Annotated in this window: 18 protein-coding genes and 1 tRNA gene; 13 read left to right on the top strand and 6 right to left on the bottom strand. The window is 54.4% G+C overall.

The features are described from left to right. Nucleotides 1-62: 62 nt before the first annotated feature. Both AC07RZ_RS00515 and AC07RZ_RS00520 read left to right on the top strand, forming a co-directional pair. Nucleotides 63-139: transfer RNA gene (locus AC07RZ_RS00515), tRNA-Val, on the top strand. Between the two features lie 539 nt (nucleotides 140-678). Next, nucleotides 679-2,304 (top strand): rhomboid family intramembrane serine protease, encoded by a 1,626-nt coding sequence (locus AC07RZ_RS00520; protein ID WP_494666492.1) that lies wholly within the window; start codon nucleotides 679-681, stop codon nucleotides 2,302-2,304. Nucleotides 2,305-2,644: 340 nt separating this feature from the next. Here AC07RZ_RS00520 and AC07RZ_RS00525 read toward each other — a convergent pair whose 3' ends face one another. Continuing rightward, nucleotides 2,645-3,205, bottom strand: a complete 561-nt coding sequence (locus AC07RZ_RS00525; RefSeq protein ID WP_494666493.1) for a hypothetical protein — start codon at nucleotides 3,203-3,205, stop codon at nucleotides 2,645-2,647. A gap of 168 nt (nucleotides 3,206-3,373) precedes the next feature. On the opposite strand from AC07RZ_RS00525, the gene AC07RZ_RS00530 reads away from it, so the two are divergent. From AC07RZ_RS00530 to AC07RZ_RS00540, 3 genes are all read left to right on the top strand, one after another. Next, nucleotides 3,374-3,886 carry a hypothetical protein gene (locus tag AC07RZ_RS00530; RefSeq protein ID WP_494666494.1) on the top strand — a complete coding sequence of 171 codons (513 nt, stop codon included), beginning with the start codon at nucleotides 3,374-3,376 and terminating at the stop codon, nucleotides 3,884-3,886. A 117-nt stretch (nucleotides 3,887-4,003) separates the two neighbouring features. Then, a complete protein-coding gene (locus tag AC07RZ_RS00535; RefSeq protein ID WP_494666495.1) occupies nucleotides 4,004-4,561 on the top strand; it encodes a hypothetical protein in 558 nt (185 codons plus the stop codon). Continuing rightward, entirely contained in the window at nucleotides 4,542-5,093 is a 552-nt protein-coding gene (locus AC07RZ_RS00540) for a hypothetical protein (RefSeq protein WP_494666496.1), read from the top strand. Before AC07RZ_RS00535 ends, AC07RZ_RS00540 begins: the two co-directional genes overlap by 20 nt. Nucleotides 5,094-5,124: 31 nt before the next feature. Here AC07RZ_RS00540 and AC07RZ_RS00545 read toward each other — a convergent pair whose 3' ends face one another. Further along, nucleotides 5,125-5,412 (bottom strand): hypothetical protein, encoded by a 288-nt coding sequence (locus AC07RZ_RS00545; RefSeq protein ID WP_494666497.1) that lies wholly within the window; start codon nucleotides 5,410-5,412, stop codon nucleotides 5,125-5,127. A gap of 237 nt (nucleotides 5,413-5,649) precedes the next feature. Here AC07RZ_RS00545 and AC07RZ_RS00550 point away from each other — a divergent pair, with 237 nt between their 5' ends. The 5 genes from AC07RZ_RS00550 to AC07RZ_RS00570 all read left to right on the top strand — a co-directional run bounded on the left by AC07RZ_RS00550 (nucleotide 5,650) and on the right by AC07RZ_RS00570 (nucleotide 14,411). Beyond that, nucleotides 5,650-6,012, top strand: coding sequence for an HNH endonuclease (locus AC07RZ_RS00550; RefSeq protein WP_494666498.1), 363 nt, complete (start codon nucleotides 5,650-5,652; stop codon nucleotides 6,010-6,012). 316 nt (nucleotides 6,013-6,328) lie between these two features. Next, entirely contained in the window at nucleotides 6,329-8,359 is a 2,031-nt protein-coding gene (locus AC07RZ_RS00555; protein ID WP_494666499.1) for an eCIS core domain-containing protein, read from the top strand. A 621-nt stretch (nucleotides 8,360-8,980) separates the two neighbouring features. Then, nucleotides 8,981-11,587 carry a type VI secretion system Vgr family protein gene (locus AC07RZ_RS00560; RefSeq protein WP_494666500.1) on the top strand — a complete coding sequence of 869 codons (2,607 nt, stop codon included), beginning with the start codon at nucleotides 8,981-8,983 and terminating at the stop codon, nucleotides 11,585-11,587. Next, nucleotides 11,587-13,443, top strand: a complete 1,857-nt coding sequence (locus AC07RZ_RS00565; protein ID WP_494666501.1) for an esterase/lipase family protein — start codon at nucleotides 11,587-11,589, stop codon at nucleotides 13,441-13,443. The genes AC07RZ_RS00560 and AC07RZ_RS00565 overlap by 1 nt, the downstream gene beginning before the upstream one ends. Next, nucleotides 13,425-14,411: a T6SS immunity protein Tli4 family protein gene (locus AC07RZ_RS00570; RefSeq protein ID WP_494666502.1), complete on the top strand. Its 987-nt coding sequence runs from the start codon at nucleotides 13,425-13,427 to the stop codon at nucleotides 14,409-14,411. Before AC07RZ_RS00565 ends, AC07RZ_RS00570 begins: the two co-directional genes overlap by 19 nt. Nucleotides 14,412-14,753: 342 nt before the next feature. Here the strand turns inward: AC07RZ_RS00570 and AC07RZ_RS00575 are convergent, their stop codons facing one another. Continuing rightward, nucleotides 14,754-15,947 (bottom strand): phytanoyl-CoA dioxygenase family protein, encoded by a 1,194-nt coding sequence (locus AC07RZ_RS00575; RefSeq protein WP_494666503.1) that lies wholly within the window; start codon nucleotides 15,945-15,947, stop codon nucleotides 14,754-14,756. Between the two features lie 97 nt (nucleotides 15,948-16,044). Between AC07RZ_RS00575 and AC07RZ_RS00580 the strand changes: the two genes are divergently transcribed. Beyond that, nucleotides 16,045-17,100 (top strand): LacI family DNA-binding transcriptional regulator, encoded by a 1,056-nt coding sequence (locus AC07RZ_RS00580; protein WP_494666504.1) that lies wholly within the window; start codon nucleotides 16,045-16,047, stop codon nucleotides 17,098-17,100. A gap of 187 nt (nucleotides 17,101-17,287) precedes the next feature. On the opposite strand, the gene AC07RZ_RS00585 is transcribed toward AC07RZ_RS00580, so the two are convergent. Next, nucleotides 17,288-18,160 carry a LysR family transcriptional regulator gene (locus AC07RZ_RS00585; protein ID WP_494666505.1) on the bottom strand — a complete coding sequence of 291 codons (873 nt, stop codon included), beginning with the start codon at nucleotides 18,158-18,160 and terminating at the stop codon, nucleotides 17,288-17,290. A gap of 91 nt (nucleotides 18,161-18,251) precedes the next feature. Here AC07RZ_RS00585 and AC07RZ_RS00590 point away from each other — a divergent pair, with 91 nt between their 5' ends. Next, the gene (locus tag AC07RZ_RS00590) at nucleotides 18,252-19,037 is read left to right on the top strand and encodes an SDR family NAD(P)-dependent oxidoreductase (protein WP_494666506.1); all 786 of its coding nucleotides are present in this window, start codon (nucleotides 18,252-18,254) and stop codon (nucleotides 19,035-19,037) included. Nucleotides 19,038-19,068: 31 nt separating this feature from the next. Then, nucleotides 19,069-19,470: a VOC family protein gene (locus AC07RZ_RS00595; protein WP_494666507.1), complete on the top strand. Its 402-nt coding sequence runs from the start codon at nucleotides 19,069-19,071 to the stop codon at nucleotides 19,468-19,470. Nucleotides 19,471-19,657: 187 nt separating this feature from the next. Here the strand turns inward: AC07RZ_RS00595 and katG are convergent, their stop codons facing one another. Beyond that, nucleotides 19,658-21,802 carry a catalase/peroxidase HPI gene (katG, locus tag AC07RZ_RS00600; protein WP_494666508.1) on the bottom strand — a complete coding sequence of 715 codons (2,145 nt, stop codon included), beginning with the start codon at nucleotides 21,800-21,802 and terminating at the stop codon, nucleotides 19,658-19,660. 33 nt (nucleotides 21,803-21,835) lie between these two features. Further along, nucleotides 21,836-22,033 (bottom strand): hypothetical protein, encoded by a 198-nt coding sequence (locus AC07RZ_RS00605; RefSeq protein WP_494666509.1) that lies wholly within the window; start codon nucleotides 22,031-22,033, stop codon nucleotides 21,836-21,838. Nucleotides 22,034-22,343 lie beyond the last annotated feature (310 nt).

Consider the following 22,343-nt stretch of genomic DNA (forward strand, 5'->3'; position numbering starts at 1 on the left):
GTAAAAAATCCACACAAGACACTAGCCACGAGCGAGATTTGCCATTATAATTTCGCTTCTTTAGGCGCGTAGCTCAGCTGGTTAGAGCACTACCTTGACATGGTAGGGGTCGTTGGTTCGAGTCCAATCGTGCCTACCAGTATTCTCGATGTTGTGGGAATGCTGGGATAAATCGAGAGCAATTCCCGGTTTATTTTATGAAAATTGTTTTGGCAAATTATGGATGGAAGCGCGGTATGGCTTCCATTTTTGCTTTCTGTCTTCCTCAGCCTTCACAGAGTCAGTCCACTTCGCATAAATTGTAAATGGCGACTGTGCAATTGCAGGCCTTTGCGCACGCGACTTTTCAAGCGTATCAACGTCGGCTTTCAATATTCCTATCTCTGGTTGCGCTTGTCATGCCATGACTCTTCATCCGATTTCGTGGCTAGCGCCTATTTGCCAGTGTCCGTTATCGACCGGAAATGGTTCCTACTTGCTTGAAAAATTTGATGTTGTTGCAACAATCTTTCCGTGGCAACATAGAGTGACGTTATTTCCATGCATGAATACACAACTCTGCGGCCGATTGCTGAATTATGGCGATAGATTTGGCGTTTCTATGCTTGGCACAAAAAAGGAAGCTCGCGAAGCAGCGACTGCCATTTGGTAATAAAACAAACCGATTGTGAGACAGTAGTGGAAAAAACAAATGGATTCGATACGGATACCTTTGCTGTGTACCTTGCCAAGCAGTACATCGCAAAAAAAGGTTTCACCGTCGGTACGGTACCGGAAGCAAGTGCGCTTGCTGAGGAATGCGACATTATTCTTACTGGCTTGACGGCCATGAACCTGCAGCTCATTTGCATGGTCGATTGTGAAGCAAATCCTGGCAAACGTTTCACCATGTCCCCTAGTGCCGTAGAAGAAATAGGTCAACAATGCCTGAAATATTCCGGTGCGATTAATGGAAGCAAGATGCCGGTTTCAATCCAGATAATGGAAATCGGGAAACGCCCAATTGATAATTCGGACCGCGACCGGCTAAAAGGGTTTAAACGGCGATCAATTTTTTCCAAGGCGGTTCTCTCCGCCTGGATCATCGATAGTTCAGCGGGTTCAGTTTGGAGTAACGCGGCATTTAATGGACGTATGATAGGGCGCCTATTTATCGAACAAATGATACGGGAACCGCGCGCCGACGATTCAACCATGCAGCCTGTCGTGGCTGCTGTGCAAAATCCGGGCGTTCCATTCTTAACCTACGGATTAATGGCGACATTGGCGGCCGTCTTTGCAGGTGAACACATATATGGGATTGGGCCGTCAAGTGGCTTGCTGACGCCAAGTGTTCAGACATTGGTCGCATTAGGAGGTTTAACATATAACAAGGTTTTTCAATCGGGTGAGTGGTACCGCGTTTTTTCTGCGACCCTGCTGCACGCTGATTTATTCCATCTGATTTTCAACGGCGTGGCGTTGTATATGGCAGGCGCCGTACTAGAAAACCTCGTTGGCAGAGCCTGGTTTTTTGCGCTATTCGTGCTGGGTGCGGTGAGCGGCTCATTCATGTCGCTCGCAGTTAATCCGCATACGGTCGTTTCTGTAGGGGCTTCTGGTGCGATCATGGGGCTTTTGACTGCAGCATTCGTATGCAGTTTCAGGCTCCCGGGAGGCGTCAATCGTAATCAGATCCATGTCAGCCTGCTTCAGATACTGATCCCGTCACTCATTCCTTTAGCTGTAAATAGAACTGGCCAACACATCGATTTCGGCGCGCATCTAGGTGGTGCATTAAGCGGTGCACTGGTAGGTCTGGTGATGTTGAAAACATGGCCAGTAACAAAGACACTGCCGCGGTTCGTCGGTTTTGCGACAGTATTGTCTTGCGCCGGATTTGCTGCATTTGTATTTGCTGCGGGTCCTGTCATCCAACGCTACGGTACTTACGCACTGGACACGTTGCTGATTCCAAATAATCAAATACCTGAATCCAATGCTGAGAAGAAATTGCAATCCGTTGATTTGGTAGGACGTTATCCTCGGGACCCACGAGCCCGCTATTTTCGTGCGTCTGCATTACTTGAAGCGGGCGATGCAGATGGCGCTGTCCGCGAGCTGCGTGCAGGCCTAAATGAAAAGGAAATTCTTGAGACGAAATTTTCTCCAGACCTTGAGTCGCGCATGCAGACGATGCTTGCATTCGTGCTCGTAGATAAAGGTCAACAGACTGAAGCCAAAACTATTGCACTACAGGTCTGCAGGAGATCGCCGAATGGACCGATGCATGATGTGCTTATAAAGAGCCGCCTTTGTGATTAGATAAAACAATCATTAGTCGTCCCGTCCTTATGGGGGTGTCTGTCGCAAAAGACCTTGTCGGCTCGGATGCAATCATGAAAATAGTGAAGAAAATCGGGTTGGCGACCTGCTTTCTGGCCAGAGAGCCGTCATTAAATAACTTGCACGACTCGTCGCTGCATACAGATTCATTTTTTGTCAGCGAACTTCATTTTGTTGAACCCAAAGGAAAAAAAATGAAAGCGTCAATTGTCAAAATGTCGCCATGGCTTGCTGTCACACTTAGTCCGATCGTTGTGGACTGCCACGCATTGATATTGACCACACATTCACCGTTAATAAGCTATGACGTGTCCAACAGTTAGAACTTGGGTTGGTTGGCTCCGACAATTATGAGTGCCCACATGATCGCCCCGATGACAATGACTATCCAATTTGATCGGCTGAATTTTGAGTTTTCAGCGTGAGGTAGATGCGCTGCTGCATTTATTCGATTTACATGTGCCTGCACCGGGAGTAAGTAAATGAATGAAAGCAGGAAGTACAACAGCCATGGCCCTCGAAGTTTGGGGGAGATTGTAATTAGCACCCAACCTGCAGCCCATACAATGGGCGGCACAACTGATTGCACTCCGATCTGAGCGCCGTATTTGTGAATACGGGAAAAGCATTGATAGCAGAAAAAGACCGAGAATACGGACCTAACGCCCGGGGCTATATTGGACTTCTCTCGGACTTTGATAATCCGCCAGTTTCGATAAAACCAATAGATCTCATAAATACCCGCCGTGAAGATAGACATGATAGCGAGCTTGAAAAGAGACACAGCAAAAAATGGTGGGTCAATTTCAATAGTTTTGTATAGCTGCGGGCCATTGGTAATATCATTTGGCTTGTAGGCACTCATCGAATCAGTGATCACATTCTTCCCTGGAATCTTATTGTGTTTTCGCGAAAATCTAGGTTCGCCCATAGATTAATAATGTTGCCGTACATTATCGTTTCTTAATTGTATAATTCGCAAATGAATTGTGTAGTTTTCTAGAGAAACACCGTGCTCTAAGGCGTCCCATAAAATTGAGATTGAGCCATGAAAAATCGCAATCCTGCACTGCTTTCGTTCAAACCGATTGAGTCAGGAGACCTCCGCCGCCTCCTTGATCTCGCGCGACAAGATAGACATGCCTTTTTTCAGAAGTACCCAGAATGGGCCCGTCTTTACGCCGATCGCGTCATCGGAGTAGCCCTTTGCCAAGGAGCTGCGGTTCACTACACAGACGCAACTGCCGGCATCAACGACTTTGATGTCTACACATTTTTTGCTGCCCATCCCGAGCGCCGTTGGTATGCAAAACGCCTGAAGTCTGTGGATTTCGGGAATCCGAAGTTTGGACAATCAGAGGTAACTAGGCCAGGTTTTCAGGGGCGCAGAGTGGACCTCATGAGCCGAGCAATCGAAGTGGCGCCCGGCACGAATTTGACCGATACTCTGCGCCGTTGGTTAAGTGCTGGCGCGAGTGAAACGGCCCGCGAGCTCAGCAAAAAAGCCGTTGTATTGCTAGAGCCTGAGGACAGGCTCGGCACAGTCGTGTGGCCAATTTAATTTGCTCCCTCCAATACCTGCTATCAAATGTTGGAGGGTAGCCGCCTCTTGATCAAAGCTCGGTCCCCAGTGAGTTATTTTTCCTGATTAATTAGATCATTTTATATAGAGATTTACATGCTAAGGCGCTGGCTACTGATTATTTTATTTTTCACTCCTCTTGTCGTGTGGGCCTACTTTATGCCGACACAAGCTATTTCATCTGTCCCAGGGGTTTCGTGTGTCACTGCTACCGTGTGTACGAATGATTTGGTCCATTCTCGAGAAGCAGAAGAGCTCTATGACGAAGCATTCAATTTTGTGTCGTCAACGTTAGGGCCGATGGGTGCGAAGCCGATAGTGGTTTTTTGCAGCACTCAGTTTTGTTTTCAGTCTTTTGGGCCAAGCGCGGCAACTGCAAAATCTATTGGTAAATTTTGTGTCGTAATAGGTCCACGAGGATGGAAGCCATATTACGTTCGCCATGAAATGATCCACTACTTGCAAAGTGACAAGCTGGGTGTGATCAAATTGATGTTGACTCCAACGTGGTTCACGGAAGGAATGGCTTACAAACTTAGCGAAGATCCTCGGGCCAAGCTTGCCGAACCATGGCAGCAATACCGTACGCATTTCGATTTATGGTACCGGACTATCGATAAAAAAAATATTTGGGATGAAGCGCGCAAGCTTTGAAGATGATTTGTTCTATGTTGAAGGACTGAAAACAAACGCGGCTATTCATCAGAGTTTAAATATGAAAAATAAATCAAAAACAAAGCTGGACACAATTGTTGATACTTACGAAGAGCTCGCAGCGGAGTACAGAGTTCTTGGTGATAAAAAATTGATAGACTTGTTCGAGTCTTTTATACCGCTCATCCACGAATCGAAAAGTAATCCCGAAATCAAGCGCTCTGCGATTGTTACTGGATGCGAACAGGGCTTAAGAGAAACGCCGCAATTCCTCGCTAATTTTAAGCTGCCAGAAGATATTCAAAGTACGGCGCTTAAAATTTTTTATAGAGTAGTGGAGACTCATATGCCAGCTTTTTTCGAAAAAGAGCGGCAGAAGCGAGAGCTGATAGTCAGCCGTGGGAAGATCAAAAGGGAGAGCGAGTGGTATCTACTCCGAAATCGCGTGGATGAGATTGAAGGAGACGTTGCGCATGAAGTGGAGTTACTTGAACTCTACAGGATGCTGGATGATTACGAGAGTGCCGCATAGCCACCAGGTGGACGCATAACGACTCTTCCTATCAAAAAAGTGTGCGGTTCTGGTCGGCTTTCTTTTTTCGTGGTGCTGCCAGTGCCGGCCTGGCGGCCATTAATTCGGCAGGGTAGAGCTGGGGATATGATCTGGCGCGCTCAGGATCGTGACATTCCAGCCAGTCTTCATATTCGGATTCGGGGACGATGCCCAGGGAGCGCTTCTCGCCGTCGGGTTTGTGAAATCGCTTCATCAACGGATGTTCGTCGGCATTGATCGTGATCTGTGTGAAGGAATGTGCGATTGAGCCGTCCAGCTCACTCCAGGAGCGACACAAGCCAGCAGCCGGCGCTCCCAAACGGCGCCTGGTCAATAATCATGGCAGGTAAAAATCGACGGCCGACATTTGATTTGTGCAAAAGCAGTACGTTTTATGTATAATTTTTTTTACCCTTTATAACTGAAGGGTCTGGGTATCTCCACGAGGAGCGCCTTTTTTGCCAGTCGGAGTGACTCTGCTGGTTCCCGTGATGTTGTGACAACGAGCGGGTTCCTTTAATCATCGGAGCTGCTCATGACTACCTCTTTATCTCATCCTCGTTCTGCCGCCTTCACCCGCCAATCGGGCTACTGCTTTTACTGCGGTTTGCCTATGTGGCAGGGAAATCCCGCTGAACTCATCAAGAAATACAATATTTCGATCAGTCAGGCCAAGCGCTTGCAGTGTACCGGCGAGCATCTTCAAGCTCGCTGCGCCGGCGGGACGTCAGCGCAATCAAATGTTGTTGCAGCATGTTTGTTTTGCAATCGCACCCGCCATAGGGCCAAGCATCCGCTTTCGCCGGAAGAATACAAAATCCGAGTACGACGCCTGATGACTAGTAAGCAATGGCACGAGCGATGGGTTTTCACACTAGATTTTTTTGAAAGAATCTAACGGTTGCGTGCGTGTATACCCAAGCTAAGTGCAAGAGAATAATCGGGGGAAACGCTATGGGGACTAAATAGGAACGACTCGAAGGCTCGGATCTATTACCCACATGCCCGCATTATCATCGTAGTGTCGAGGCGCTCCATCTGCGTGGATCTCAGTAAGCCGGAACTGTGACGTTACAGCGCAGATACCAGCTCGTTGTTTGTTAAATTTGGTCGTAAAAATCGGTGGCACGCATTTTATAGTTGCTTTTTGACCAAAAAACTCGTACGTTGCTTTGAGGAATTAAGTTCAAGTTGCCAGACGAAAGGTGCCGAACATGCAAAAAATGAGGCCGCAAGCGCCGACGCAGGCGCCGCATCGTAGCGCGCAAAGCAGCTTGGCGGGACAACCTTGTGCGACGCACGATGGTGGCAACGAACTTATTGCAATGGGCGCGTATAACTATGCCGGGAGCGTGGTCCAGAGGCGCATGGCTAGTATCGGGGATGCTTCCGGATCAGCCGAGGCATCGCCACTTGGTTTTGATGGCGGCGGTCTTCCACGCAGCTTGAGACGGGGCGTCGAGAACCTGTCTGGTGTGGCGTTGGACAACGTCAAGGTGCATTACAACTCGGCCAAGCCGGCCCAAGTCCAAGCGCAGGCCTATGCGCAAGGCAGCGAAATACATTTGGCACCCGGGCAGGAGAGGCATCTGGCGCACGAGGCGTGGCACGTGGTGCAGCAAAGGCAAGGGCGGGTCGCGCCGACGACACAGATGAAGCCAGGTGGTACTGCGATCAACGATGATGTACAGCTCGAACACGAAGCCGATGTCATGGGAAACAAAGCTGCGCATGCTGAGCTGCCCGCCGATACCGGCGACGCAACAGACGTCGCCACGAGCGATACGCTCCAGGATGGCGGAATCGTTCAACGGAAGATGGGCTTCGAGTTCGAAGCTGGCGGGAACGTATTCACAAAGAACAGCAGGCGGGAACAGCCTCTGGATCGAAAAGATGTCGCCTTCGATGGCGGTGACTTCCGATTGGAAGCGGATTCAGGCTATCACCTTGAGTTTGTCACAGAACCCTTCGACAACTGGCCAGAGTTGGGAGATGCGATTCAACGCGCCGTAGAGCTAGCGGACTTTCTCGTCGCGGAGGTAGATGATGATACTAACAACTTAACGGTAGGCGAAGAAGATAATTTTGAAGAGAATGACATTTCGATGCATATTGCCGATCCGACGTTCAGGGCATCTCCACAATCGACCGAAGGTGTCCGGCTTGGGGACTTAGAAGGAATGATCACGGAGCACCTGGCGGCGAGGGGGCGCGCCACTGCGATAAACCAGAATACGGATAACCTCGTCAACGACGCTCGTGTCCGGACACACATTGCGGCTGAGGCCGCTGTCGACCGTACCGTGCTTGGGCTGATTCGCGCGATTGTCATGTACATCCATCGAGCCCGGGCACATCGCGGGCGCTCTAAGGATGGCCCCAAGGCGGGATTTCGCCTGATGGCCAGGACTGACTTCCGCAGTATGTACCAGTCTCTCTCCGATACCCAAAAGACACAATTCAACGCCATTCTTTTTGGTGCCGGTAACGCCGCCACTGCCGACAGCCAGAACAATCCAATATCCGCCAGCACCGGGGTCGCACTTGATGCCAACCTGTTCCGGCGCGGTTATCAAGATGAAGGCTCGGCGGCGGCTCAGCGGAGAGTTGTTGGCCCAACACTGCGAAACTGGTTGGGCAGCATTGCCACTGCCGCCGCAGGAAAAGATATATTGTCGCCGCCGCCAGGCTATACGCCGCACAGTGATCTGGAAGGTGACGACGCAAAGTTCCGTTATGGGATGGGTGCAATGGGCATGGATGACAATCTGGCACTTTTCGAAATGCGAGGATACCGTAAGGTGAAGGGCAAACAGACAAAAGATCATTGGCTGACGTTCGCTCAAGCGATATACGACTTGGCGGCCGCTCGTAACGATTCGCTCGAGGCGCGTGAACAGCCTGAGGCAGAAGTTGAGCCAGTTGATGAAGATATTGTCGCAGAGCCAGCGGGACCACGTGCGCAAGAAATGGAAGAGGAGGTATTGCCGCAACCGGCAATCGCCGAGTTGCAGCAGCAAGCCCTCGCAATGCTCCCGCATCGTCAGGTAATTGATCTCACGGACGATCCTGCACTTCCAGATGTTGGGGAATTTGCGGGGAATATGGCAGGCGCCTCTTGGGACAATCCGATAACCGTTGAGGATGACGAGCCGCCGATCCGCATGGATACGGAGGAGGATTTGGAACGTTCCGGCTACGAGGATATTTCGGGGCCCATCGACGACTCTGAGGAACTGTATTAGTCGCGCCTGGAGCCTGAGGGTATTCGGGGAAGAATCGAGGGAAGAATTTGGGTATTTCAGGGGGTGACCTGGTACACCTATCGTAGGCGAGTCTGCCCCTGATTGTCCCTAGATTCCCCTATCTATTTGGTTCGAGTCCAATCGTGCCTACCAGTATTCTCGATGTTGTGGGAATGCTGGGATAAATCGAGAGCAACTCCCGGTTTATTTTATGAAAATCGTTTTGGCAAATTATGGATGGAAGCGCGGTATGGCTTCCATTTTTGCTTTCTATCTCCCGCATCCGCGGAATCAGTTCACTTTATATCGGCCGTAAATAATATTTGCATTTGCCCGAGCTAGCTGGCGGCCGATGTGTGTCGGGTTGTTGACGAGAGTCAGACCTCGATGCAATTCAATACGCTCATTTTTTTGCCGCGGCCATAAGAACGCCTCGCCGTCGCAGATCGCCAACAAGAATGTGAACTCTTGCAAAATTCGCTATTTCCAAGTATTTCCCCTTGGTAACTAATGATGTTGGCAGTTATGATTTGGTGAAATATTTATCAAGCAGATTCTCAGTCATATCCATTGCTAAAAAAACCATAATATTGATGTCGATTTAATTTCCAGGGGCGCCGCATGAGTAGTGTGTTCAAGTCTTTGATAATGGGGCGTCAGCATGGCCGCATATTGCGGCTCTCTTTCCCGCACGACGATGGCCCCCAAGCCCAGCTCCTGGTCAACAAACTCGATGCAGTAGAAAGCCTGTCCCGCGACTTCGAATTCAATGTCGAATTGATATCGGACGATCCGGCATTGGCGCTCAAGGACCTGCAAGGCAAGCTGTTCAGCGTAGAGCTGGTGCGGGCAGATGGCAGCCTCCGGTATTTCAGCGGTTTTTGTTTCGAATTCCGTTTGACCAGGACCGATGGCGCCATTACGTTCTACCAGGCCAAGCTGGGTCCGTGGCTGCAGTATCTGCGGCTGCGCAAGGACAATTACATTTTTCATGGCAAGACGCTGCGTGAGCAGACGGAAAACATTTTCAGCGACTACGGCACCCATCCCGACTGGGATTTCCAGGTGCGCGGTGCAGATGCGGTAATGACTGACGCCTGCCAATTCGGGGAAAGCGACTACAACTATTTGCATCGTCGCTGGGAAGCCGCCGGCTGGTCGTACTGGTACGAACATACCGAAAAGGGTCACAAGCTGATCCTGACCGACGATACCACCCAGGCCGCAGCCATCGACAATGGCCCAGACATACGCTTCCAGCGCCACGGTGGCGCGACCGAAGAAGATGGCATAGGCGACTGGTCGCCGGTGCGGCAGATCGTGCCAGGCAATGTCACGCTGGCGGGATTCAATTTCAAAAGTCCCGTTCCGTTCAGCGCAGGCGTACCGACCTTGAACAAGCAAGGCAACGTCCTCGATATCGAATCCTATGAATATACCGGCGCCTATGGCGCCAAGGATGCCGGGGATGCGGATAAATTGGCGCGGCTGCGCATGGAAGAAATCGAAGCGGCCGGCAAGCACTTCGAGGCCGCAGGCAATAACCGTTCTGTCCTCCCTGGGCGATATTTTCGTCTGACCAGCCACTTTGCCTTCAATCCCTTCGGCAGCAAAGAAGAGGCCGGCAAGAGCGAGTTCCTGATCCTGTCGGTGCATCATGTCGCCGTCAATAATTACCTGCAGCAGGCCGATGAAAAAGCGCACTACGAGAACCACCTGACCTGCATCCGCAAAGCGATTCCATGGCGGCCAGGCCGCGGTTTCAATAGTGCCGCCACAAAAATCCTGGGGCCGCAAACTGCCACGGTGGTTGGTCCATCCGGACCGGACAGCATCCATACCGATGAATACGGCAGGATCCGTGTGCAGTTCCATTGGGACCGCATCGGCAACAACGATGAAAAGAGTTCGGCCTGGGTGCGCGTCGCCAGTTCGTGGGCCGGCGGCCAGCTCGGCGCCAAAGCGATTCCCCGGGTTGGAGCCGAAGTGATTGTGATGTGGCTGGACGGTAATCCAGATCGCCCGCTGGTGACTGGCGCTGTCTATAACCAGCGCAATATGCCGCCGTGGAAACTGGCAACGCAACAGGCGCTGATGGGTTTGCGTAGCCGTGAGCTGACGCCCAACGGCGGCAATGCTGCCGGCGGCCGCAGCAATCACCTGATCCTGGATGACACCAACGCCAAGATCCAGGCGCAGCTCAAGAGCGACCACCAGCACAGCCAACTGAGCCTGGGGCATATCACGCGCATTGAGGACAACGCAGGCCGCAAGGATGCACGGGGTGAGGGCTGGGAGCTGCGCACCGATGGCCACGGCGTGGCGCGTTCGGCCAAGGGCATGCTGATTACCACCGAAGGCCGGGGCAATGCAGCGTCGCACATGAAAGACATGGGCGAGACTGTCCAGCGTCTGACTTCGGCACGCGACCAGCATGAGACTCTGGCCGACATGGCGCAGCAGGCGGGGGCACAGGAAAAGCAAGGGCAGCAAGCTGATATCGCCAAGATCCTCAAGGCGCAAAATGATGCGATCAAGGGCAGCGGTACTAGCAGCGACGGTACTTTCCCTGAATTGTCGGAACCGCACCTGGTGCTGGCTAGTCCGGCCGGCATCGAGACCAGTACAGCCCAATCGACTCATATCGCTAGCGGTGAACACACCGCAGTCACTACCGGTAAGAGTTTGTCGATCGCCAGCGGCGACAGTCTGTACGCCAGTATCACGAAAACTTTTCGCTTGTTTGTACAAAAAGCGGGAATGAAGATGGTCGCAGCAGCTGGTGACATCGATGTAACGACCTTGAAAGACAGTATCAACCTGCTGGCCAAACTCAATATCACGCACACCGCGGACCGTGTCACGATCACGGCCAAGGAAGAAGTCGTAATCAATGGCGGCGGCAGCTATGTCAAATACAATGCAAGCGGAATCGAACACGGCACAAATGGCATCTATGTTGCCCACGCCGCCACGCATAGCCTTCCCGGGCCTAAGAATCGTTCAGTCGATCTGCAAAATTCTGGGGTCCCAACTCCATTCGACAGGGAAGTGGTTTTCCATCATATAGACGACCAGAACAGCACCGCGGCCAAACAAATGTTCAAACTCGATCGGGACGGAGCTAGCGCAGCTGGGCCTGTCACGGGATCGGACGGTAGTACTCAAATGCAACGCTCCGATGGCCCCGAATTCTACAAAGTCCGCTGGCTTGGGAGGGCCAAATAATGACGGTTCAAGGTGATGACCAAGACATCTGGCTCGATTTCACCCTAGGGGTAAACCAATCTGCCGAGGTTGGTGTTCAAACCACCCCGACTAACGACAAACGTAGGATTAGAGTACGCGTGCCCCCGGGAAAACTGATTCCGATCGTATTCTTTCCTGGCATCATGGGCAGCAATTTGCGTCTGTCCAAAAAACGCCAAGCAGAGATACAGCGCCAGGATAATCGTTCCTGGCGCCCCGATGACAAGGGCGATGCTTTGAAGCGACGTAATGCGTCAGCTGCGGAGCGTCAAATGCGTCTGGACCCCGACGAAGTCGAAGTAGATCACTATGAAATCTCCTACGATAAAGACAAAGATCGTTTCGAATCCACTGGCAATGCAACACAAACTTCAGATAGCCGCCATGACAATGTGCCGGACAATCTCGCGGATGTGAGTAAGTTGTTGATGAGCGATCCCAAGCTTGAAAATGATCACCATCCACTTACCAGAGGACATGAGCAACACTTTAGTGCCGCGCAAAAGGCTCGCGCTCGCGGTTGGAGCGAAGTCATGTTTGGCTCTTACGGCGAAATCCTTATGCTGCTGGAAAAGCAGCTCAACGACATGCTTAAGGCTGACGGCGCCAAAGTTGAAGTGTCGGCATCCTGGGCGAACAAAAGTAACACCGAAGCTTTAGTTGGACGCGCACCCGCGAGTTTTGGCAATGCGGAGGCCCCAGCCCTGGCTGAGACTGACATTAAAAAAATTGGCAACTGTTGGTATCCGGTGCACGCCTTTGGGTATAACTGGCTCAAGAGCAATGGTGATGAAGCCAAAGATATTGCCCCTCGCATTCAAAAGCTTATTGATACTTACAATCAGAATGGCTTCGATTGTCCCGGTGTCATCCTCGTTACTCACAGCATGGGCGGGTTATTGGCTCGAGCTTTGATGCACCCTGATTATGGTAATCTGAAAGACAAGGTGTTGGGTGTGGTTCATGGTGTGATGCCGACAACGGGTGCCGCCGCTGCCTACAAGCGCTTGCGCGCGGGCTTTGAGGGCAGCAACAAAACATGGTGGCACTTCCTCGACAAAATCCAGGGCGGTATCGTCAAAGGTGTGCTGGGCGATAACGGTCAGGAGGTAACTGCAGTATTGGCCAATGCACCGGGTGGATTAGAACTACTACCTAATAAGGTGTATGGCAGCGGCTGGCTCATAGTACAAGACAGACAAGGCAAAGATTTAATGCCTGCTCTACCCAAAGAAGACCCTGCTGCAGAGATTTATACGCAAGCACAACCACAGTGGTGGCGGCTGATCAATCCAGAATGGATTGATCCAGCGGGATTGGGTAAGATGCCCCCAGAAAATGGCGGCAAGAAGGAAGACAAAATTGGCCCAGAAGCCACGATGAAGCGTATCGACAATGCCATGAAGTTCTCTCATGCCATCCAAGATACTTTTCACGAGGAGACTTACGCACATTTCGGTGCAGATCATGAACAAAGGGCGTGGAACGATATTGCCTGGAGAGTCACTGAGGGTAATGCTCAAGCTGCCGGTGATCCGATGGCTTGGACTTTGCTGGAAGGCGAACACGGCGACAATGGAAAAGGCACAATCCGCGTATTGGGAGCCAACGCGACGACTTTAACTCTGGAACTTCAAGCTGCGGCAGCGCCTGGCGACGGAACGGTACCAATGGTACGGAGCGCTGACAAGGTGCAGGCCAAATACAAATTTACTCAAACCGGTTACGATCATCAAGGTAGCTATGGTAATCCGGCTGCGCAAGCTGCCACGCTGTACGGCGTGGTCAAGATTGCCTATGCCTACAATGCGGCGTGGTGGGAAAAGAAGAACTGATCAAGGAATCGATGATGAATCAACGAATCGAAAAACTGTTTTCCAAATCTAAACTATTGTGTTTTGGGCGATATGTATTGCTGGCACCTCAAGACGCCAAGCTGATATTTGGCTCGGATTTCCCGACGCTGCCGAACAGGGCCAAGGATATCAAGCAGATTATGGAAGCTAGGCGGGCAGAGATATTGGCGAAGGACAAGACCGCAAAGATTAACTACTTTGGCCCAGGCCCGGCATCCAATGTGATGTGGATTCGGTATTACGAGGACGAATTTTCTCCGAAGTATGGTCTAGAGAGTTTTGATACCTACTATATAGTTGGTCCGCATATATTTGTCGGAGGCGGGGCTACTGCTAAGAGCCAGAATTCAACTGTTGAATCCATCACGGCGAAAACCATTGAGGTTGCTCAAAACATTCGTCCTCGTGCCCCCGACGAAGTTCCCACGGAACCTGGCTTGTGCCACGAATTCGGCTTCACTCGCCTAGCAAGTGACAAGGGCCAAGTGCTATCTCAAGTTGGACTCTACCTCCCGGAGTTACCAGACATCACCTTCAGTGTGGAGAGCAACCAAAATGCCAGCACTCAAGGCAGTAATGGCCACAGCCTGCTCAAACAAATCAATGATAGACGTAAGGAGTTGGGTGAAAACTACCCCAAGCTCATCACTTTGCGCGAAGGTAAACGCACCGTGCACGGCTGGGCCGGCGAGGAATCGCTGGTGCGTCGTGCTGACGGCACCCATGACTTTGAATGGAAGTTTATCGGCGAAACAGGTAATGTGGCCAAGCCTGCCATGCTGGACGTAACGATGTACAGCAAGGTCAAGGCCAACCGCGTTGGAGCCGCATCTGCCGCTTCCGTCGACGACGACGAAGCACTAGCCCTGTGGGACAAGCTGCTGGAAGGCTTGAAGTTCCGAGTCGCAGTGCCAGGCGCACCGAGCGACGCGGTGGCGCTCCCATGAATGCGGCGACGACTATGGCGCCAATATCTCGTCGCCGTGTACTTGGCATTCTGCTCGCTACATTGGCTGTGCCTTTGACACCCGCTTGGGCCTTGGAACCTACTGAGCCTGTCAACCGCCTGTGGAAGCCTATCGATCCGTTCAAGATGAACGTAAATGACGATTGAATGACATGCCCCTGTGCGACAGGCCGAATCCGGCCACAAGCGACCTCCTGCAACCCCTTTGCAAGTGTCTAGTCACAAGGTACAAGCCGCCCTTTCGGTCGTCCGGCAGACAAAGGCTCCAGATGTTCGGCTGGCCGACGCGCGCCCGCCGATGTGTGTTATTCCGGAATACGGGTCAGGCTTCCTGTTGTGCGGCTTGCCGGCGAATCGCCGAGGCGAAAACGTCGGCCGTCCATGACTCTCCGAGCGCCCGGGCGAACAGCATTTGCTGGCTTTCCGGCGCAAGGCCGCCCACCGGCGGGTCATTGTCAAGGTTAGTGGGAAACGGATAGCCTTCAGCGCATGACGCAATGACTGCATTGGCTTCAGCTTCAGTCATCTTTGACGTCGCTAGCATATCCAGCATGACCGGATACAAGACCTCGCACATCCTTGCCCGATTCAACGACTCCATTGCGCGACCGTAGGCTGAGGAAATCTGCAGCAGATTGGCCATGCGTTGCACGCCAGCCGTCCGGTTTGCTCCTGCTGCATGAAAGAGCGCGGGACTGAAGAAGATCACGTCGCCTTTCTCGAGGGGCAACTGGACATGGTTGGCCTCGAAGTAGTCGCGAAAGTCCTGGCGCCGCCATGCAAGATAGCCTTCAGCGTATCGCTGCGAAAACGGCAACAGCTTGGTGGGGCCGCTTTCCACCGGCATGTCGCCGTGGGCGACAGCGCCTTGCAGCGTCAAGAAAGGCGACATCGCATGGATGTGCGCCGGGTAGCGTTCGGCCTGGGCTATAGTCTGGAATCCCAGGTGATAATCTCGATGCGCCTGTTGTGCGTCTCCGCCGGGCCGCACGACGTTCACCTGCGACGTCATCTGGTAGCAGGGCCCTAGCCATGCTTCCGCTGCTGCAGCCAGCATTGGGTTGGCGTAGTAACGGGCGAACACGGACGGCGCGCGCAGGCACAGCTTTTGCTGCGCATTCCATATCCTGTCGTTGGCTCCCGCCTTTGCGAAATGATCGGCGGCAGCTCCGCCAGTTGCTCGCTCGTTGCGGATGATCGCTTCGAAGACCGCCGTCGCATCGTCAATTGGCGCGGGATCGGGAAAGGCGCGCTTCAGCACCAGCACACCCGCACCGTGGTTCAGGACCTCCGCCCACTCATCTTGCAGGGCGGCGCGACTCGCCGCGTCGTCGAGCAGGCGACCCAATCCGGCACAGTCGTAAATCGGCACCTGTTCGCATATTTCGCGGGCGTATTCGAGCTGAACCTCATTGCGGCGATCCTGCAAGACTGCGATGAAGTCGCGCAGCGAACAATCCTGCTCTCGATATCGTCTGCCTCGCTTTTCGTCTGAGTGCAAATCGGCTTGATCCATGGCGTCTCCTCACGTAATCCGTCAAGAATACCTCTCCCGCAGCGGCTTGCGTTACCATAAACACCTCAAAAACACCTCAGCCAGGATCAGTGTCCCCATGACGCATCGCTTTCTCATGAAGGAAATCGCCCTGCAAGCTGGCGTTGGCCTAGCCACGGTCGACCGGGTACTGAATGGCCGGCCGCACGTGCACGAACGCACCCGGCAGCGGATTCAGCACGCCATCAAGGAGCTTGAAAGACAGCAATTTCAACTGGCGACCAGCGGCCGAAAGCTTGTCGTCGACGTCCTCGTGGAGGCCCCGGGCAGATTTTCCGAAGAGATCCGTGAGGCATTGGAATCCGAACTCCCGATGCTCCGTCCGGCCGTGTTTCGGCCGCGGTTCACGATGCAGGACACCATGACGACTGCTCAGGTTGTGGACGCACTCGAGGCGGTGGGCCGTCGAGGCAGCCATGGCGTATTTCTCAAGGCGCGTGATACCCCTGAGATATCGGGCGCAATTGCCGGGCTGCTACAACGAGGCATCCCTGTTGTGACCATTTTCACCGATATACCCGGGTCGGCGCGGATAGCCTATGCGGGCCTCAACAACCGGATGGCGGGCGCAACCGCGGCCTATCTCGTCGGCCAGTGGCTTGCCCGGCCGCAGGGGAATGTCCTCGTAACGATGAGCGATTCCTGCTTCAGGGGCGAAGAAGAGCGCGGAGCCAGCTTTCGTGACGAACTGCGCAAACGCTATCCGAAACTGACGCTGGTAGACGCCAGCGGCGGGCACGGGCTCGATGCTCAGACTGAGGAACGCGTGCGAAGAGCTGTCGGTAGAAAAAGAGAAATCGCGGCGGTGTATTCAATGGGTGGCGGGAATGTCGCGATACTTCGTGTCCTGCATGCCTTGGGGAAAGCGCCGAAGTGCTTCATCGCGCACGACCTTGACAGGGACAACATCCGCCTGCTGCGAGGCGGGCAGATTAGTGCGGTATTGCATCATGACTTGCGGCAGGACCTGAGGAACGCCTGCCACCAAATCATGCATTTCCACAAGTTGTTGCCCGTATCGGCTGTTGGCGATTCGTCGTCTGTGGTTGTGGTCACCCCGGTAAACATTCCGCAATATATAGACCGTCGTTTTGGCAAAGCCCAACAGAATTAGTCTATTTTCCACGCCAGTTCCTGTGACAGCTCGATGGCCACCCTGCGGAGGAGTCGGTCATCAACGGTGGTCCGCGAGCGTCCGGCATATGGCCGCTCAGCGGGCATCGGCGACACAATGATGGAAGGCCGGTTGGAGTCGAATTGAGTCTGTCGCGGCTGGCTCAAAACAGCCGCTAGCTCCGTTGTTACCAGTTGCGGGCGGCATCGACCAGCAGTTGGCGGCAGAGGTCAACCCGTTCAACGGAGCTGCCTCCCTTGCCACGCGCAAGATAGAGCGAAAACAGCGGCGCGCGTTTCGGCAGCGGCAGTGCTATCAGCTGGCCGGCATGAAGCAGCGGCCGGCATAAACATTCCGGCAGAACGGCCAGGCCGCCGCCCGCTGCTGCTGCCTCTAGCGCCATTTGATAGTCAGGTACGATGGCGGATGGCAGCTCGGCGTTACCGCCGAACACTTCGCGCCAAAAACTCGCCAACGGCGGTACCGGCCCCTGCAAATCGATCAGCGGCAGACCTTTCGGTGCAGCCGACTTGGGCAGGCGGTCGCGAAAGGCCGGAGCGCATGCCATTTGCAGGCGCCCTTCATGCAGCAATTCATAGTCGACACCTTTGTGCGGGATGCGCGCTAGCGTTACAGCCACATCGAGTTCGCGGTCGGCAAGCGCCTTGACCAAGGCCGGTGGCGGCATCGCGCGCAGGTCAAGTCGAATAGCATAGCGCGGCAGGGTGCTCAATGCAGACAGCAACAACCTGGAAAAACCGCTGGTCGCGCCCACATGGACGACACCGGCAAGGGCGTCGCGCTGGCCCGCGCCGCTGCCGATGACGGCCTCGAGTGCGTCCAGATGCAGTCCGGCCTGCCGCTCCAGTTCGATGGCGGCTGGCGTCGGCGCTAATCCGCGCGGAAGACGGGTGAACAGCTGAGACTGCAGGCGCGCTTCCAATATCTTGATGTGTCGGGATACGGCAGGTTGGGTCAGCTGCAGGGCAAGCGCGGCACGCGAGATCGAATTGTGTCGGTAGACGCTGATGAAGCTGCGTAGATGAAGTAGGTAAGACATCTTATTTTTGATGAGATGACCAATAATTGATAATTTGATTTTAGCCTAATCAGTTTGTAATCTGGCGTCAAGCATTCACTGGAGACCTGCCATGACCGAACCAAACAGCCTTGTTCCGACCTACCCAGACCTGCGCGGCAAGGTCGCCCTTGTTACCGGTGGTTCGCGCGGGATCGGGGCTGCCGCTTGCCTGGCGCTAGCCCGCTGTGGCGTACGGGTTGCCGTCAATGGCCGTGCCCACGATGCCGTCGACGCTACCGTGGCCGCTATCCGTTCATCTGGCGGCGAAGCTCTCGCGGCGATAGCCGACTGTGCCGACCTGGCTTCTGTCGAACGCATGCGCATCGCCATAGAGGCCGACTTCGGTGCGCCGGAGCTGCTGCTGGCATTTGCCGGCGGCGGCAGCGGACGCCCCGCCGCACTGGCCGACATTACTGAACAGGATTGGCGCTCGAGCATCGACAACAACCTGACTTCAACTTTCTTCACGCTCAAGTCTTTCCTGCCAGCGATGATTGCGTGTGGCGGCGGCAGTATCGTCACCATGGCTTCGGCCGGTGGAAGAGTCGCGTCGGGAGCACCGGCCGGCTATGGGGCAGCCAAGGCGGGTGTGATCATGCTGACACGTCACGCGGCTAACGAAGTAGGGCGGCACGGCGTGCGTGTGAACTGCATTTCACCGTCGGCTGTGCTGACCGAACGCACTGCTCAGCGCATGCCGTTCGAGCAACAGCAACGCATGCTGGAGGCGTTTCCGCTGGGCCGGCTTGGTCAACCCGACGACGTTGCGTCGGCCGCACTATTTTTACTATCAGCGGCGGCGTCATGGATCACCGGCGTCACGTTGGATGTCGCGGGTGGCCGCGTCATGACGTGAACGATTCTGTCAGCGCATTGAAAGGAACATCATGGTAACCCTCGATCACCTCATCCTGCGGGTGCGCGACCCGGTCGCGTCAGCGCATTTTTATCAAGAAGTGTTCGGTTTCCGTCACGAAGGACGCGAGGGTCCGTTCGAACTCGTGCGGGTGAACGAAAGCTTCACGCTCGACCTGATGGGCGAGACGCCGCGCGATCCAGTGCACTTGGCGTTTTGTCTTGACCGCGCCAGCTTCGAGGCGGTGCACCGCCATCTTGGCGAACGATCGATAGCGTTTGGCAGCACCCCATTCGACCGCAAAGGCGGACCGCTGGCGAAGTCCCAGGGCGCGCGCGGCATGGCCGACGCCTGGTATTTCTACGATCCCGATGGACACAATCTCGAAGTGCGCAGCTACTTTAATGTCGATTACGCCAAGAGTTGCGTTTGACAGCATCCTTATACGGTAAGGCCATCGAAATATATGTAACGACTAAATTCCGATTGCCCCGATCGGGTCGAGGCCTGAAACAAATTGGCCGCATTATTTATTGAAAGACCAGCGTCGCGATGCACGCGACGCTGGCGCAGCAGCCCCTGTCTGTCCTTGAACCAGACAAGGCCGCTGGCAACCGGCATTACGCGAGATCGAAGCGGTCCGCGTTCATGACCTTGACCCAAGCCGCGACGAAGTCCTTGGCGAACTTCTCCTTGGCATCCACACCTGCATAGACCTCGGCATAAGCCCGCAGCACCGAGTTGGAACCGAAGATCAGATCGTTGCGCGTGCCTGTGTACTTGACCGCGCCGGTCTTGCGGTCGCGTCCTTCGAACAATTCGGCCTCGCTGTCCACGGCTTTCCACTCCAGGTCCATGTCCAGAAGATTGACGAAGAAGTCATTGCTGAGCACGCCAGCCTTGTCGGTGAACACCCCGTGCTTGCTGCCATCAAAGTTGGCGCCGAGTACCCGCAGGCCACCGACCAGCGCGGTGAGCTCAGGTGCGGTCAGCGTCAGCAGCTGGGCCCGGTCGACCAGCAACGCTTCGGTCGGAGCACTGAACTTGCCCTTATTGTAGTTGCGGAAACCGTCGGCGAGCGGCTCCAGCACGGCAAAGGCCTCGACATCCGTCTGTTCCTGTCTGGCGTCGGTGCGGCCCGGTGCGAAAGGCACCTCGATCGAGATCCCACCCGCCTTGGCCGCCTGTTCAACACCAACGCCGCCGGCGAGCACAATCACGTCAGCCAGCGAGGCCTTGCCCGAAGCCTTCTGAATGTCGACCAGCTTTGGCAAGACACTCACTGCCGTCGCGTTGACTTCCCAGTCCTTCTGAGGGGCCAGAGCGAGGCGTGCGCCATTGGCGCCGCCGCGTTTGTCGCCGCCACGGAAGGTGGAGGCGGAAGCCCAGGCCACCGACACCAACTCGGCTACCGATAGGCCAGAGGCTGCGATCTTGGCCTTGATATCGGCAATGTCGGCCGGTGACGGCTGGTGTGTCGCAGCCGGCAATGGGTCCTGCCAGATCAAATCTTCCTTCGGCACTTCGGGGCCGAGGTAACGTGCCTTTGGGCCCATGTCACGGTGGGTCAGCTTGTACCAGGCGCGCGCAAAAGCTTCTGCAAAGGCTTGCGGGTCCTCATGGAAGCGCTTGGATATCTTGCCGAACTCCGGGTCGAAGCGCATGGTCAGGTCGGTGGTCAGCATGGTGGGCTTGTGGAACTTGCCTTGCACATGCGCGTCGGGAATGATGTCCTCGGCATTCTTGGCCACCCACTGTTTGGCTCCAGCCGGCGAATGGGTGAGCTCCCAGTCGTACTTGAACAGGTTTTCGAAGAAGTTGTTGCTCCACAATGCCGGGGTTTTGGTCCAGGTCACTTCCAGGCCGCTGGACACGGTGTCTTTGCCGTGGCCGCTGCCAAAGTTGCTGTTCCAACCCAGGCCCTGGGCTTCGATGCCCGCGCCTTCTGGTTCGGGGCCCTTGTGCGATTCGGGCGCGGCGCCGTGCGCTTTGCCGAAGGTGTGGCCGCCGGCGATCAAGGCAACGATCTCCTCGTCGTCCATGGCCATGCGGCTGAAGGTGGCGCGAATGTCCTTGGCTGCAGCCATGTAGTCGCCGCTGGCGTTCGGGCCTTCCGGGTTCACGTAGATCAGGCCCATGTGGGTGGCCGCAAGGTTGTTGTCCAGTTCGCGGTCACCATGGAAACGCTTGTCGGTCCCCAGCCAGGTGGTCTCGGCGCCCCAGTTCACGTCCAGGTCCGGTTCCCACACGTCTTCGCGGCCGCCGGCAAAGCCAAAGGTGCGGAAACCCATGGATTCCAGCGCCACATTCCCGGCCAGGATGAAAAGGTCGGCCCAGGAGATTTTCTGGCCATATTTTTGCTTGATCGGCCACAACAGGCGGCGCGATTTATCAATATTGACGTTGTCCGGCCACGAATTGAGCGGTGCGAAACGCTGTTGTCCACGACCGCCGCCGCCTCGACCGTCGAGAGTGCGATAGGTACCGGCCGAATGCCAGGCCATGCGGATGAACTGCGGGCCATAATGACCAAAATCGGCCGGCCACCAGTCCTGGCTGTCGGTCATGAGTTTGATCAGATCTGCCTTGAGCGCCTTGTAGTCGAGTTTCTTGAACTCGTCAGCGTAGTTAAATTTCTCGCCCAGCGGATTGGACTTGTTGGAATGCTGGTTCAGCAAATCAACGCGTAGCTGATTCGGCCACCAGTCTTTGTTCGTTGTGCCGCCGCCGGCGTGGTGGAAAGGGCATTTGGCTTCAGTTGACATGGGGATCTCCTTTGTCGTGGGTAGGTTAGGTGGCTACAACATCTCTTTAACCAGGTCGTTCGGGCCAACAGTTTGTGAACTTCGATTATCACCTATTGCTGCGTCCTTATCCCGAGTGGGAGCTGCTGCAATGCTTGGACCGTTGCCAAGCGCAATGAGCGCCACCGCGATGGTCGCTAGACATAGAGCTGGCAGCCCGATATAGCGCCCGGGAAGTGAAGCATTTTTCATGGGGCGTCTCCTGATTATCAAATAGCGTATCCATAGTAATTTCAATTCAATGATATATGAAATTAATTATTATCATTAAATCGATAGTTATATACAATCACTCGCTCGGCTTAGGCTGAGATAGCTCGAGCCATTCGACCATCTGCGCCTGATCGCCTCCGGCTACAGCCAGATCAAGTGTCATGCGCCCGGTTTGCTAAGGCGTGTTGACATTCGCTTCAGCCACAGCGCCGAAGCAGCGATCACCACAAACGACTCGAAGCGCGAGACGAGTTTGTCGTAGTGAGTGGCGATTCCTTTGAGAGGCCGG

This window comes from Collimonas sp. GW821-FHT07E08, assembly GCF_059418905.1.

Bases quoted from the DNA above. Each gene is read 5' to 3' on its own strand.
- AC07RZ_RS00530 (WP_494666494.1), top strand. From the start codon at position 3,374: ATGAAAAATCGCAATCCTGCACTGCTTTCGTTCAAACCGATTGAGTCA.
- AC07RZ_RS00535 (WP_494666495.1), top strand. From the start codon at position 4,004: ATGCTAAGGCGCTGGCTACTGATTATTTTATTTTTCACTCCTCTTGTC.
- AC07RZ_RS00540 (WP_494666496.1), top strand. From the start codon at position 4,542: ATGAAGCGCGCAAGCTTTGAAGATGATTTGTTCTATGTTGAAGGACTG.
- AC07RZ_RS00550 (WP_494666498.1), top strand. From the start codon at position 5,650: ATGACTACCTCTTTATCTCATCCTCGTTCTGCCGCCTTCACCCGCCAA.
- AC07RZ_RS00555 (WP_494666499.1), top strand. From the start codon at position 6,329: ATGCAAAAAATGAGGCCGCAAGCGCCGACGCAGGCGCCGCATCGTAGC.
- AC07RZ_RS00560 (WP_494666500.1), top strand. From the start codon at position 8,981: ATGAGTAGTGTGTTCAAGTCTTTGATAATGGGGCGTCAGCATGGCCGC.
- AC07RZ_RS00565 (WP_494666501.1), top strand. From the start codon at position 11,587: ATGACGGTTCAAGGTGATGACCAAGACATCTGGCTCGATTTCACCCTA.
- AC07RZ_RS00575 (WP_494666503.1), bottom strand. From the start codon at position 15,947: ATGGATCAAGCCGATTTGCACTCAGACGAAAAGCGAGGCAGACGATAT.
- AC07RZ_RS00580 (WP_494666504.1), top strand. From the start codon at position 16,045: ATGACGCATCGCTTTCTCATGAAGGAAATCGCCCTGCAAGCTGGCGTT.
- AC07RZ_RS00585 (WP_494666505.1), bottom strand. From the start codon at position 18,160: ATGTCTTACCTACTTCATCTACGCAGCTTCATCAGCGTCTACCGACAC.
- AC07RZ_RS00590 (WP_494666506.1), top strand. From the start codon at position 18,252: ATGACCGAACCAAACAGCCTTGTTCCGACCTACCCAGACCTGCGCGGC.
- AC07RZ_RS00595 (WP_494666507.1), top strand. From the start codon at position 19,069: ATGGTAACCCTCGATCACCTCATCCTGCGGGTGCGCGACCCGGTCGCG.
- katG (WP_494666508.1), bottom strand. From the start codon at position 21,802: ATGTCAACTGAAGCCAAATGCCCTTTCCACCACGCCGGCGGCGGCACA.
- AC07RZ_RS00605 (WP_494666509.1), bottom strand. From the start codon at position 22,033: ATGAAAAATGCTTCACTTCCCGGGCGCTATATCGGGCTGCCAGCTCTA.